This window comes from Chryseobacterium daecheongense, from assembly GCA_027920525.1.
Classification (GTDB): Bacteria; Bacteroidota; Bacteroidia; order Flavobacteriales; family Weeksellaceae; genus Chryseobacterium; species Chryseobacterium proteolyticum.
Window position 1 is genome coordinate 588,557 of the sequence record CP115858.1, and the last position, 11,954, is coordinate 600,510.

General features: G+C 35.4%; 13 protein-coding genes. 8 read left to right on the plus strand and 5 right to left on the minus strand.

All coding sequences use genetic code 11. The annotated features are described in order from the left end of the window. Positions 1 to 22 precede the first annotated feature (22 nt). A complete protein-coding gene (locus tag PFY10_02365) occupies positions 23 to 1,009 on the minus strand; it encodes a helix-turn-helix domain-containing protein (protein WBV57285.1) in 987 nt (328 codons plus the stop codon). Between the two features lie 120 nt (positions 1,010 to 1,129). On the opposite strand from PFY10_02365, the gene PFY10_02370 reads away from it, so the two are divergent. Then, positions 1,130 to 1,579, plus strand: a complete 450-nt coding sequence (locus PFY10_02370) for a DUF1569 domain-containing protein (protein WBV57286.1) — start codon at positions 1,130 to 1,132, stop codon at positions 1,577 to 1,579. A 70-nt stretch (positions 1,580 to 1,649) separates the two neighbouring features. Further along, positions 1,650 to 2,798: a hypothetical protein gene (locus PFY10_02375; GenBank protein WBV57287.1), complete on the plus strand. Its 1,149-nt coding sequence runs from the start codon at positions 1,650 to 1,652 to the stop codon at positions 2,796 to 2,798. A gap of 50 nt (positions 2,799 to 2,848) precedes the next feature. Here PFY10_02375 and PFY10_02380 read toward each other — a convergent pair whose 3' ends face one another. Genes PFY10_02380 through PFY10_02390 form a run of 3 tightly spaced genes read right to left on the minus strand, consistent with a single transcriptional unit; the run spans position 2,849 to position 6,197 of the window. After that, positions 2,849 to 3,106, minus strand: coding sequence for a S41 family peptidase (locus PFY10_02380; protein ID WBV57288.1), 258 nt, complete (start codon positions 3,104 to 3,106; stop codon positions 2,849 to 2,851). After that, on the minus strand, positions 3,063 to 4,289 hold the full coding sequence (locus PFY10_02385) for a S41 family peptidase (GenBank protein WBV57289.1): 1,227 nt from the start codon (positions 4,287 to 4,289) through the stop codon (positions 3,063 to 3,065). Before PFY10_02385 ends, PFY10_02380 begins: the two co-directional genes overlap by 44 nt. A 51-nt stretch (positions 4,290 to 4,340) precedes the next feature. Further along, a complete protein-coding gene (locus tag PFY10_02390; GenBank protein WBV57290.1) occupies positions 4,341 to 6,197 on the minus strand; it encodes a hypothetical protein in 1,857 nt (618 codons plus the stop codon). Positions 6,198 to 6,430: 233 nt separating this feature from the next. Between PFY10_02390 and PFY10_02395 the strand changes: the two genes are divergently transcribed. The 5 genes from PFY10_02395 to PFY10_02415 are packed head-to-tail and all read left to right on the plus strand — an operon-like array spanning position 6,431 to position 9,490. Next, positions 6,431 to 6,754 (plus strand): DUF4870 domain-containing protein, encoded by a 324-nt coding sequence (locus tag PFY10_02395; protein WBV57291.1) that lies wholly within the window; start codon positions 6,431 to 6,433, stop codon positions 6,752 to 6,754. A gap of 19 nt (positions 6,755 to 6,773) precedes the next feature. Continuing rightward, positions 6,774 to 7,247, plus strand: a complete 474-nt coding sequence (locus PFY10_02400) for a hypothetical protein (protein ID WBV57292.1) — start codon at positions 6,774 to 6,776, stop codon at positions 7,245 to 7,247. Beyond that, entirely contained in the window at positions 7,247 to 7,744 is a 498-nt protein-coding gene (locus PFY10_02405; protein WBV57293.1) for a hypothetical protein, read from the plus strand. The genes PFY10_02400 and PFY10_02405 overlap by 1 nt, the downstream gene beginning before the upstream one ends. Positions 7,745 to 7,773: 29 nt before the next feature. Then, positions 7,774 to 8,754 (plus strand): hypothetical protein, encoded by a 981-nt coding sequence (locus tag PFY10_02410; GenBank protein WBV57294.1) that lies wholly within the window; start codon positions 7,774 to 7,776, stop codon positions 8,752 to 8,754. A gap of 4 nt (positions 8,755 to 8,758) precedes the next feature. After that, positions 8,759 to 9,490: a hypothetical protein gene (locus PFY10_02415; protein ID WBV57295.1), complete on the plus strand. Its 732-nt coding sequence runs from the start codon at positions 8,759 to 8,761 to the stop codon at positions 9,488 to 9,490. Between the two features lie 362 nt (positions 9,491 to 9,852). Here the strand turns inward: PFY10_02415 and PFY10_02420 are convergent, their stop codons facing one another. Further along, a complete protein-coding gene (locus PFY10_02420; GenBank protein ID WBV57296.1) occupies positions 9,853 to 10,959 on the minus strand; it encodes an epoxide hydrolase in 1,107 nt (368 codons plus the stop codon). A 309-nt stretch (positions 10,960 to 11,268) separates the two neighbouring features. On the opposite strand from PFY10_02420, the gene PFY10_02425 reads away from it, so the two are divergent. Continuing rightward, positions 11,269 to 11,907 carry an NAD(P)H-binding protein gene (locus tag PFY10_02425; GenBank protein WBV57297.1) on the plus strand — a complete coding sequence of 213 codons (639 nt, stop codon included), beginning with the start codon at positions 11,269 to 11,271 and terminating at the stop codon, positions 11,905 to 11,907. Positions 11,908 to 11,954: the final 47 nt, after the last annotated feature.

Sequence of the window (11,954 nt, forward strand, 5' to 3'; positions counted from 1 at the left end):
GGAGTTTTAAAAGGAAAATGATTTAATCTATTTCCTGGCTTTTATATTTGTTCCTGTAATCTGCCGGAGTGAGTCCTGTGATTCTTTTAAAGACCGTTCTGAAGGTTTTAAGATCGTTATAGCCGATACTGTAAGTAACGTCAGCAATATTGTGTTCTCCAGATTCAAGAGCTTTCTTTGCAGCTTCTACCTTTACACGCTGGATGTACTCTATAGGATTTAGGGAAGTCGCATTTTTAAAACGGCGGATAAAATTTCTGCGACTCATATTCACCTGGCTGGCGATCTGTTCTACTGAAATTTCTGTTGTAAATTCCTTTTCAATATAACTTTGTGCTTTATGGATTTCATCATCATTATGCCTGCGCTGTCCGGAAAAGATTGTAAAAATGCCCTGGGAACTTCGTCCATAGTCAAGAGCATAGAATTTGCTTAAAGAAACCGCCACTTCTTTACCGCAGTTTTTTTCAATGAAATACAAAATTGCATTCAATGATGAAAATCCGCCACCACCTGTAATGATCGCCTTAGAATGGGTAACCACATGGTCCGGTTTGAAATCGATCAAAGGGTATCGATACTGAAGATCTTCTATAGCGTTCCAATGTGAAGTAGCAGGCATATGATCAAGAAGCCCGCTTTCAGCAAGGAAATATGCTCCGGTACAAAGACTGATGATCTCACATTTTTGTTCATACTTTTTCAGAATCCATCCCGTCAGTACAGCATTTTTTGTTAATATGGCATTCACATCTTCCTGTCCGGATTTCATGGGAGCCACAATCACAACATCCGTATCGAATTTTTCTGCCAGTGTTCTGCTACAGCAAAACTGCATAGGCAGCCCGGATGAAACTTCTTTATGATGAATCCCGATAAGTTCTATATGAAAGGGAAGTGGCCTGCCATTCATTAATGCCATCTCATTGGCACTGCTTAAAAGTGCTGTTACCGTGGAGACGGCTGTAGGCATGGCATCTTCATACACTATAATTGAAATATGTTTCATAATATCAGTGCTTGTATACTCAAAAGTACATAATTAAATGGCACAAAATGCACTGCATGTTGTCATTTATACGTTGCCCCTTTTAAAAAGAGGCTCTTTAATTTTACATAAAAATCAGTTATGAAAACAATATTTGAACATAAAGACAGGCAGGAGCTGATCGAAAGGATCAGTGCACTAACAGATAATAAGACTGCACAGTGGGGAAAAATGAATCTTTATCAGATGATCAGACACTGTACCGTTTGGAATGATTGGATTTTAGGAAGAAATAAACAAGAGTATAAACAGGAATTTTTGGGAAAACTATTTGGGAGAATGGCTTTAAAAAGATTATTGCGGGAAGGAGCTGTCATGGATAAAAATGTACCGGCAGGTGAATTTGCCATTAAAGAAAAAACAGGAGATACGGACTTATATAAAAAAATATGGTTGGAGCAGATTGCTGCTTATGAAAACTATTCAAATCCTGATTTTATCCATAATTTCTTTGGGAAAATGAAAACAGAGGATTTGGGCATGTTTGTTTATAAACACATGGATCATCATTTACGGCAGTTTAATGTATAATATTCATGATATAGGATACTAATCATTATTTCTTGCTATATTGGTCTTTCACTAATTGTTACCTAATATCATGAAATACCTATATTTAGTAGTATGCTCACTTTTAATTATTGCCTGTAAAGGACAGGGAAAAACAGATCTTTCAACATTGAGATTGAATGAGTCCATTGAAGATCTGATCGACTTTAAAAATAAAAATATGGTTGAAGTAAATACTGTTGAATATCCCTTTTGTTTATTTATTGAAATAGATAATTCAGAGAAGTTTACGTTTGACGGAATAGATTTAAAAGGACAAAAAGTATTTTTCCAGATTAATTCCGAGCGATTGAAAACAGACAGTATTACAAAATTTGGTGGAGGTCATTTTGATATGCAGGGTTTTAAAGATAAAAAAGAACTTGCTGCAATTTTGAAAAAACAAAAAGCAGATCCCATGATATATGGATTCAGGATAGAAATGAAAACTCCTGCCCTGAAGAAAGAAATCCTAAAAAAGCTCGAAAGCCGGTACGGAAAGGGAATTAAAAATCCTAATACGGATAATGGGCTATACTGGAATGTAAAAAAAGACAATCGATATATTTTCTATGCACCGGACTATGACAGGCTAATTATTCTGAATAATATAAACCTTTCAAAAACATGTTATTGGGATGCTATGAACGGACTTATAGATTTTGGCGGATGTGACAATGAATCTTATACGAAGGAACTCACCAAGAACAGAACCGATTCTAAAGATATCAAAGATAAACCTGTTATCAAAATTGATAAAAACTGGAATATAAATGGTCTTACACTTGGTACTTCAACCGAAGCGGATTTTGTTAAATCTTCACTCAATAAAAATTTTGAAAGAATAACCACCGTAGATTCAAAAGGAGACCTCAAAGAATTGATGCAGCAAAATACCTATAATAATTTTCATTTTTATTTCACGGCTGGAAAAAACGGTGAAAATAATCAGGAAAATAACATTTTGAAAGGTTATGCGATCAATGATTTTGAAGCGGTGGAGGTTTCCTTTGGGAATCAGTTGAAAAAAGGAATGAAAGGAGAGGATGTATTAAAGATCATAGGTAAAAATGATGTTGTAGGAGATCCGGGATTAAAGTACTCCAATTATTTAGAGATTAAAAATCCTGCTTATAAAATCAATTTAATATTTGATGATAATAAATTGTTTTCAAGCATGTATGTGCTCAAAAAAGAATAGAAATTGTGCCAGAAAGAAATAAAGCTTCGGATTTACCGGAGCTTTAATATTTATTCCATGATCCACTCGGTAGCTTTTTGTAGAACGGCATCAACATTTTTATCCTCTGAAGGAGTAATCATAATGTCCGGTTGTATGCCTTCCTTGTATTCTTTTCCAGTCCGGTCCATTTCGTAGGAAACCGCAAGGTAAAGTGTTCTTCCATCACTCAGTTCGTATCCCTGATTTGCACTGGTAAGTCCTGCAGAAGGCTGACCAAAGGTTTTAACATTCTTTTTTTCCGATAAAGGAAATAGTAGTTGCCTCACCACTACTGGCTGTCATAGGTCCTATTAAGACTGCTATTTTAGGGTTCTGATCATGTAGCGTATAGGGTTTTGAAACAGAAACACTATACATACTGCCATCTTTGTATTTCCAGGCACTTTTGCTTTTTCCATCTTTTGTAAAATAACCCAAAGCTCCCTCTCCTGTTAAGGGGCCTAATCCCGTTATCATGGGATACATATTGCCTCCGGTATTGGATCTGAGATCCACAATCCAGCCTTTCAGGGTGTTATCTGAATCAAGCTTTTTAATCATACCCTGTATTTTTTCAGCAAAAGCATTACCTACTTCTTTGTTAAGAGATGAAAATGCAGGGACCATAATATAACCGATCTTTTGGTCCAATAATTTATATTCAGGTTCAATAGGAGAACTTTTGGTATTCTTTTTTTCTTCAGCATATTGTTTATTGTCCACGAAAGAATGATTATCTCCTGCAGCCCGCAACACTTTTATAATATGTTGAATAGCAGGAGCTGTATCTTCCTCTGTTACCATACCTCCGGAAAGTTTCTGAAGGTTATTATCAAGTGAACTCCAGTCTATTTTATCTTTAAAAATCGAATTTTTCTTTACGATGTTTTTAAATTGATTGATATACTTCAAAGCGGTCTTCGAAGCTTCCTTATCGGACAATGGGATTTCCGTGACAGAAAAATCATCAAACCAAACTTTACCACTTCCTTTTAAAAAGCCACCCAATACAAAGTAGTCTGCCTGATCATTAAGTATAAATTCCAGGGTGTACTTTTTCCAATCTTCATTTTGGACTATTTTACGGTTTTGGGAAAAAGAATTTCCGAAATCAACCATAGTATTCTTTCCATCCCAAACCTGTGCCCACAGAGAAATATTACCCTGGATATTTGCTGATTTTATAAAAGCACCGATTTCAACTTTTCTTAATCCTTTTCCAGGAATCTTTACTTTTTGAGAGAAAGTTTGTAATTCATTAACATGATCCTGTTTACCGAAGATTTGTAATGAGCCGTTACCGGAGTGTTTAACCTCACCATCATATTTCATCTCATATGGGTCGAGGACTTTATGGCTCCAATCCGAAGGATAGTTGTTTTCTGTTTTTTCAAAGCCGGGATTTTGTAATTGGGCTGACGCAAAGATGCTACCGGCCAAAAGAAAAATACCAATGGAAATTTTTTTCATGGTTTAAATTTGATTTCTAAAAATAGGAATATTTAAAAAATATCCAACCCTCTAATTACCTAATTTCTGAAGGAAAAGATTAAGATCTTCCTCTTTATCTAGTCCTAATTTTTGTTTGATCCTGTAGCGGCTCATTCTTACACTTTTAGGTTCGATATGCATCAATTGGGAAATCTGGCGGGTATCCATTTTAAGATACAGGTAAGCACAAAGCTTCATATCAAGAAGGGTAAGCTTTTTATGGGCTTTTTCGTTGATGAGGTTAAAGAAATCGGGGTGAACTTTCTGGATCTGGAGTTTTGCATCTTCAAAATCATTATCAAGAACGAGCTCTTCTTTCATAATCTTCTGCATATTCAGAGAGCTGTCATCGGCAAGTTTATCTTTGATGCTATGCAACATGCGGTTTTTATGTTCCAGCTGAAGGACGTTGGCCATTGCTTCTTTTTGAAGTTGTTGCTGCTGGGCTTCCAGCAGTTGTTGTTCTGCCCTTAATCTTGCTTGTTCTTCCTTCTCCAGTTTTACCTGCATTTCAGATTCGTGTTTTTCGAATTCAAGTTGTTTCTCCCGTTCTAAGGAAAGACGCAGTTTGAAATGGTAGGAACGAAACATAAAAAGGAGTCCAAGTAATGAAGCGATAGCAATGCAAACATATAAATAGTTTTGAAGTTTACGGCTTTCCTCCCTTTCTTTGAGTATTTTCACTTCATTATTCTTTTTTTCTGTTTCAAATTGTATCTCAAGCTTCTGTGCATTAAGGGCTTGCTGCTGATTAAAATTCTTGTCGCTGTATTCGGTTACTTCCGCCTGAAAATCCAAAGCTTTTTCAAAATTGCCCTGATTTTTATAAAAGTTAGACAAAGCCTGGGTAATATTGATTAAAGTATAATAGTATGGGGCTTTATCGGCTTTCATCAGATGATAAGCTTCTAATAGATACTTTTCTTCTAAAAGAGTATTACCATCTCTTTTGGCATATTCACTTAATATCCCAAAGCTACTGGCTTTAACTTCTGAAGCATTAGGATTATCTTTTAATATATTCCCCGCTGTCTCGGCATAATAAATGGCTTTTTTTTCTGCATCTTTATCATTGGCTGGAAAATATTTTAAATATACATTGGCAATATTGTTACAAGTGATGGCATAGGTATATCTGGATACTCTTGTTGGATATTTCAGATAAAGATCTTCAGACTTTCTTAAATAAAAGAGAACACTGTCCAGTCCTTTTTTTTCTTTGGAAGAATTGTAATTATATTCGTGGGCAACGGATAAGGCTGCATACGCATTACTGAGAAGATTGTAATTTTTTGTTTTTTCTGCATTTTCAACTGTTTTGTGCGCATAGTTATTGACTTGGGGTACATTATTCCATGTTGAATATGAGGCATAAAGCTGATAATAAAAACAGGCTGCAATATAAGGGTCCGGTGATTTTTCCAGCTCTTTTAACCCGAGCTGACAATATTTTATCCTTTTTTCGTGATCATCCAAAGTTTTATACAAGAACACTTTTGCATAATATGCGGAAGCCATTGCCTGAGGATTTTTAGATTGCTGGGCAATCATTAAAGCCGAATCACTTATCTTTTTTAAAGAGGCTATTTGCTGATCATTGGCTTTTATAACTGTGAGAAGTGTATAAGCTTTTGTTGCTTCAAGGTAATTCTTATTCCTTAAGGCGATACGGGCACTCTGCCTTGCCTTATTTTCGGCAGCAGAATAGTTTCTGTTTATTCTGTAAGCTTCTGCAAGTTGATTTAATAAAAAGGGCTTTTCTTTTTCCTCAGTGGCCGGTTTATTAATTGCCGATTGAAGACTGTCGGTATACACACCCTGAGGAAAAACATGACAGCTTATTCCTAAACAGGTCCATAAAAATATTTTGTAGAATACAGATTTCATATACTTAAAATTAAGATAATTTGTTAGATTCCCGCATAAAAGTTTGTAAATATGGACGAATATATAGAATAGCAAGATGCTGGAAACCAGTGCTGTTTGATTCCTGTAGTCATATTGTAGACACCCTTATAAGAGAAGTAGATGTTTTGTAGCATCATAAAGTTTGGAAATACGCGCCATTCAAACGAATCTTTGTCTTAGCAATATTGCTGTATAATTAATCACAGATTTTTATGAACAACAAAACTTTATCTATCGTTTCCTATATTACTCCTATAGGCTGGATTATAGCCTATCTATCAGGAAAAGACAATGCAGACGCTCTACTTAAATATCATTTAAGACAGTCTTTAGGACTTATGATTATAAGTATCCTTTTCAATATTTTAATGAGAATACTGGTTTCTGTGACACCTGCATTATCTTTTTTAGGTATCGCAGGACTTCTTATTACCATATTCTGGATATTGGGAATCATTAATGCCGCAAACGGAGCAGAAAAGCCGGTTCCCGTATTCGGAAAAATGTTTGAAGATAAATTTAATTTCATTGGTTAACACAAGCAGGAAAATTAATATGGACGATTATAAATATTTCATCCGTGAAGGCAATCAGTTTCATCTTAAAACCAAAGTCTCAACTGCAGTTCTAAGAACAATATTATGTGTAGTAATAGCTGTTGTTTTGTATTACATAATCCCTCCGGAAAATAAGATAAGGCTTTGGTCAGCTGTTCTTTTCGTGTTCTTTGCATTGGTTAATTTGTTGAGGACAACAAAAAAATTGATCATCAATACACAGGCCAGAACCATCATTCATAAAAATAATATATTGAGTGGAGAAGCTGTTTACCGTTTTGAAGATTTTGAACAATTTTATGTACTCGTGGGAAAATATCTTTTTATCACCATGGACAGTACAGCTTTCTTAATATTTGATCAGAATGGCAGAGAGAAGAGAGTTCCGGTCGTTGTAGGGCTTTTTAGTTCAAGAACTCCACAAAATGCCATTAATGAAGTAAGCGAAATCATGAATATTGCAGAAAAATAATGGAATCGAATAAATATCAACTGGAAATAACCTCCACTGAATTAAGTATAAAACCTTATTTCGGATATTTACCAAAGATAAAGATATTCGTTTTTCTGGCTATTGTTATATTCTGTTTTGTTCCCTTTTTCACCCAGCTGAATGATAACATCCGATATACGTTGTATGGCCTTGGTGGGATCATGTTATTGTATGCGGTATATGATTTTATCTTTTGGGCCGGTATAAAATTCCTGTTTGATAAAAAAACAAACAGTATTTACAAGATTTACCCATTGTCGGTAAGAAAAAGATTAATGGCTTTTGATGAAATGACAATTATCAATACTGCAGAATATGGTGACAGGGCTTATGCCATAGGTAAAAAGAAGAAACAGTTTCTAAGAAATTATCCTATTAGTGATACCTTTTCCGGAAGTAAAAGAAGTAATAGGAGAGAGGATGAATACGTAGAACAGATACTGAATCCTATTCTTGAGTTTGTAAATAATCCTTAAATCTAAAGTCACTCCAAATACATATCAATATGAAAAAAAAGATTGTTATATTCTGGATACTGTATATGTTGTTTTTTGCAATCCCATTTCCAATGATTTTGTATTACAACATCAAGGGGGATGACCCTACTGATCTCAGCCTTGTAAACCCATGGCTTGCTTTAGGTATTTTAGCCGTTTCTCTTATATTATGGATCATTATTCTTACCGGGTATTTTCGCAAATGGATCCTGTCTAATTTTACAGCAAAAAAGAATATTGAATATTTAAACAAAAATGGAGTCCCTCGCAAAGCCGAAATAATTGAAGCTGTAAAAATAAAGGAGGAGAGTAAATATAACTCTTATGAACTAAAACTATTATTTAAAAATTTAGTAGATACTGAAATTGTCCAGAAAACAACGGTAAACGATTCAAAACCTCAGCAGCATCGATTTGAAGCCGGGAAAAAGATTGATATTCTTATTGACAAAGAAGTAAAAAGAGAACCTTATTTTATTTTTGCAGGAACTGAAGCGAAGATCAGTATCCTGACTATTTCTCTTATTTGCTTAGGATGGCTTGCACTTGTTGCAATTATTTCCTGGTATTATATCTACTCTTATCATACGGAAAGTATGGGAATGGGTTGGAGGTTTATGGTTTTCTGGCATCCTCTTATTCTTTGCCCTGCCATTCTTTTGCTGTATAGAGTAGGATTTCCTTTGATTATAAGAGTATTTGAAGGAAAAAAAAAGGGTGAAGCCGCGCTTATTAAATTGAAAGGGATAAAAACTACAGCCAGATTACTGAGCGCCAACCAGACAGGAACCTATATTAATGAACAGCCTATGGTTCTGTTTAGAGTAGAATATATAGATTTCCAAAATCATACAAGAAGGGCAGAGCTCAAAAAAATTGTAAATCTTCTTGACCTGAATATAGTAAAACAGGCAAACATAGATATTTTTTACCTCAAAGAAAATCCTGACCTTGTTGCATTTGCCTCTGATTTGGATCAAATTAGTTAACACCATGAAAAAATCAATCATTATAATAATTGCAGGCAGTACTCTTTTTACAGGTTGCGAACAGATTTCAAAGAGTGTTAAGGATACCCTTAAGCCTGTACCAAAAGATAGTACTTCTACCTATGTAAAAAAGGAAGAAACTTTTCCTGAAAGCCCATTTGATCCTGCAGTAGAACGGCAGATAGAAGAAGCGCAGCATATGGTCAATACTATTTTGGAAAAACATAGTAAAACCCATGTTCAGACTCATCAGGAAGGTAAAAGCACAGACTTTCTAAGCAACGAAGAAAAATTAATCAAAGCTGAGGAAGCACTGAAAAAGCTGCCTCAGTACATGGGTAAAGAGATCTTTATCTACTCTTCCGTTTATTTTTATAACGATGGCAATATCAGGCTGATGCTTCAGCATCCTCAGAACCCGGAATACATAGACAATTACCGCTATGAAAATGGTAAATGGTCTGAGCCCAGCCCGGAACAATTATCCGTTAAAGATAATATTAAAACCAGGTTGGTCCCCTTAAGAAAGCTTCCTTTCGTAAATATTGCCAAAGCGGCAGAAATCTATAATGAAAAAACAGCTCGCGTTGAAGGAGCAAAGCCTGTTACAAATATTTCCATCTCGGTCTGGAACAATATGATAAGATGGTATCCTTCAAGCATTAACGGAAGCAGGGAACGCTATTCAATTGAGTTAAACGAAAACGGAACATTAAAAAAATTTGAGAGAGAGTAGTAAGGAGGTATAATATAAAAGAATCCGCTCTTTAGGAGCGGATCCAGTAGATAAATACATCTCATTTTTTTAATTAGACAACAATAAAAAGCACAGCCGACAATGCTGTGCTTAAATTTTTATAAATTTAATTGCAATTTCAAATCTGAAAAAAGCAAAAAACGATTTCATTTCAGTTGTATTACATAGTAAATGTAGGAATAATTTTAATACAAAACATGAATTAAATGTTAAAATTCACAAGTTATCCACATTTTTTTGTGGATAAGTCTGTGATTCGGTCTTTCAGTGTATTGATTGGCTTTATCAATTTCCTGTTTTTGTCCTTATCATGGTGTTTTGAGAACTAATTCGTAGTATAGTTACAAAGAATAAAAGAATGATCTCAATTCATCTGAAAATACCTCGGGTATTTCCAATGCTGCAAAATGGCCGCCATTATTCAGTTTTTTAAAAGAGACAACATTGACAAACCGTTCTGCCCATTCTCTGGGAAACTGGGCCTCACGGGGAAGCACTACAATTCCCGCAGGAACATCGGTTTTTTCCAATGGCTGAGATCCTCCCCATTGTGCTATAGCATCGGCTTTATACATTCTCATGGATGTACCGATGGTCTGGGTGACCCAATAGATCATAATATTCGTAAGCAACTCATCGCGTCCTCCAAAAGCTGTTTCGATTAATTCAGGAGGAGCACCGGCGTTTCCAAAACTAATGATCCATGCCGCTAACCCGACAGGAGAGTCATTGAGTGCATAAGCCAATGATTGTGGTTTTGTAGAGTGAACCATAGCGTAAGCACCTTCGGAATACCACCAGCGTTGTACAAACTGGGCAAATTGCTTTTCTTCCTCTGTCATTGTATTCGGATCTTCCTGTCCCATAGGATAACCGATATCCGTAAAATGAACTCCCTCCATAATATCCGGATATTTGGAAGCTAAAGCTTTGGTAACTCCCATTCCCACGTCTCCACCCGCAGCACAAAATTTATTATACCCTAATGTTTCCGTCATTAATTTGATCCATACATCTGCTACGGCTTCACTACTAATGGCAATCTTATCAGAAAAGCCAAACCCTGGAATGGAAGGAATAATAAGATCAAAAGTTTGTTCACCCTCCGTAAGCAGAGGAATTATTTTGTGAAAACGATAAAAGGTATCCGGCCAGCCGTGGGTTAGCAATAAGGGGATGGAATTGCTTCCTTTTCCTTTTATATACTGGAAATGAATCTGAATCCCGTCAATGTCAGTTGTATATTGGGGATATTGATTCAACTGGTCTTGATGTTTTTTCCAGTCGTATCCATTGATCCAGTAGTCTGTAATTTCCTTCAGGTACTTTTCGCTTGTTCCGAAGTGCCAGTCAGAACCTTCAGCTTCTCCGGGCCATCGGGTGTTTTGAATTCGGTTTTTCAGATCTGTAAGAACAGTCTCTGAAATGTTTACGGTAAATGGTTTCATATGATTTGAATTTGGTTGTATGAGTTGCATTATGGTTCTTAACAAATATAATTCTTTAATTGTTTTGTAAAGTCGTATTAATTAGATATTTATAAATTTTTATACTGCTATTTTAAATTAAATAAGTAAATTTATCCTATTAAAATCTCTTTATAAATATCATCAGTATTTACCGGTAAGATTCTATAACCGGGCTTTATAAGGGTTCAGGCTCCTGGACTCCTTGTCATTTTATATTTACATAAAAACAAAACCAATGGTAATATTATATTACCGGCGTGTACAGTTTATAACATTAAAGAGATTCTTATGAAAACAAATACAATAGCCGTGATCGGCGGTACCGGAAAATCCGGAAAATATCTTGTTCGTCAGCTTTTGGAAAAAGGCTATTCCATTAAACTTTTGCTCAGAAATCCCGAGAATTTTAAATCAAAAAATTCTCTGATAGAAATTATGAAAGGGGATGCCAGAAATTATCAGTCCGTTCATGCTTTACTTAAAGATTGCAGCTGTGTTATCAGTACTTTAGGGCAGCCGGTTGGTGAAGATCCTATATTCAGTGATGCCACGGGAAATATTCTAAAGGCGATGACCTTTCACGGTCTTAAAAGATATATTGTAACTACCGGATTGAATGTTAACACCCCTTTTGATAAAAAAAATATAAAGGTGAAACAGGCAACAGACTGGATGTATCAAAACTATCCGAAAACAACAACAGACAAGCAGACAGAATATGAATTACTTACGACAACAGATCTGGACTGGACATTGGTAAGACTTCCTTTAATTATTCAGACCGATGAACATTTTAATGTGGAAACCAATCTGGAAGATTGTAAGGGTGAAAATATCAGCGCAGCAGACCTGGCGGAATTTCTGATTTCACAAATTGAAGATACCATATACATCAGGGAAAGCCCATTTTTGTATAATGTGCTTTAAAATCATTTAATAAGATTAAAAAAACAGAGAGTCAATTTGACTCTCTG

What these genes read in the sequence shown, in the direction of transcription:
- PFY10_02365 (WBV57285.1), bottom strand. Translation starts at nt 1,009, where the DNA reads ATGAAACATATTTCAATTATAGTGTATGAAGATGCCATGCCTACAGCC.
- PFY10_02425 (WBV57297.1), top strand. Translation starts at nt 11,269, where the DNA reads ATGAAAACAAATACAATAGCCGTGATCGGCGGTACCGGAAAATCCGGA.
- PFY10_02405 (WBV57293.1), top strand. Translation starts at nt 7,247, where the DNA reads ATGGAATCGAATAAATATCAACTGGAAATAACCTCCACTGAATTAAGT.
- PFY10_02370 (WBV57286.1), top strand. Translation starts at nt 1,130, where the DNA reads ATGAAAACAATATTTGAACATAAAGACAGGCAGGAGCTGATCGAAAGG.
- PFY10_02420 (WBV57296.1), bottom strand. Translation starts at nt 10,959, where the DNA reads ATGAAACCATTTACCGTAAACATTTCAGAGACTGTTCTTACAGATCTG.
- PFY10_02385 (WBV57289.1), bottom strand. Translation starts at nt 4,289, where the DNA reads ATGAAAAAAATTTCCATTGGTATTTTTCTTTTGGCCGGTAGCATCTTT.
- PFY10_02400 (WBV57292.1), top strand. Translation starts at nt 6,774, where the DNA reads ATGGACGATTATAAATATTTCATCCGTGAAGGCAATCAGTTTCATCTT.
- PFY10_02390 (WBV57290.1), bottom strand. Translation starts at nt 6,197, where the DNA reads ATGAAATCTGTATTCTACAAAATATTTTTATGGACCTGTTTAGGAATA.
- PFY10_02395 (WBV57291.1), top strand. Translation starts at nt 6,431, where the DNA reads ATGAACAACAAAACTTTATCTATCGTTTCCTATATTACTCCTATAGGC.
- PFY10_02415 (WBV57295.1), top strand. Translation starts at nt 8,759, where the DNA reads ATGAAAAAATCAATCATTATAATAATTGCAGGCAGTACTCTTTTTACA.
- PFY10_02375 (WBV57287.1), top strand. Translation starts at nt 1,650, where the DNA reads ATGAAATACCTATATTTAGTAGTATGCTCACTTTTAATTATTGCCTGT.
- PFY10_02410 (WBV57294.1), top strand. Translation starts at nt 7,774, where the DNA reads ATGAAAAAAAAGATTGTTATATTCTGGATACTGTATATGTTGTTTTTT.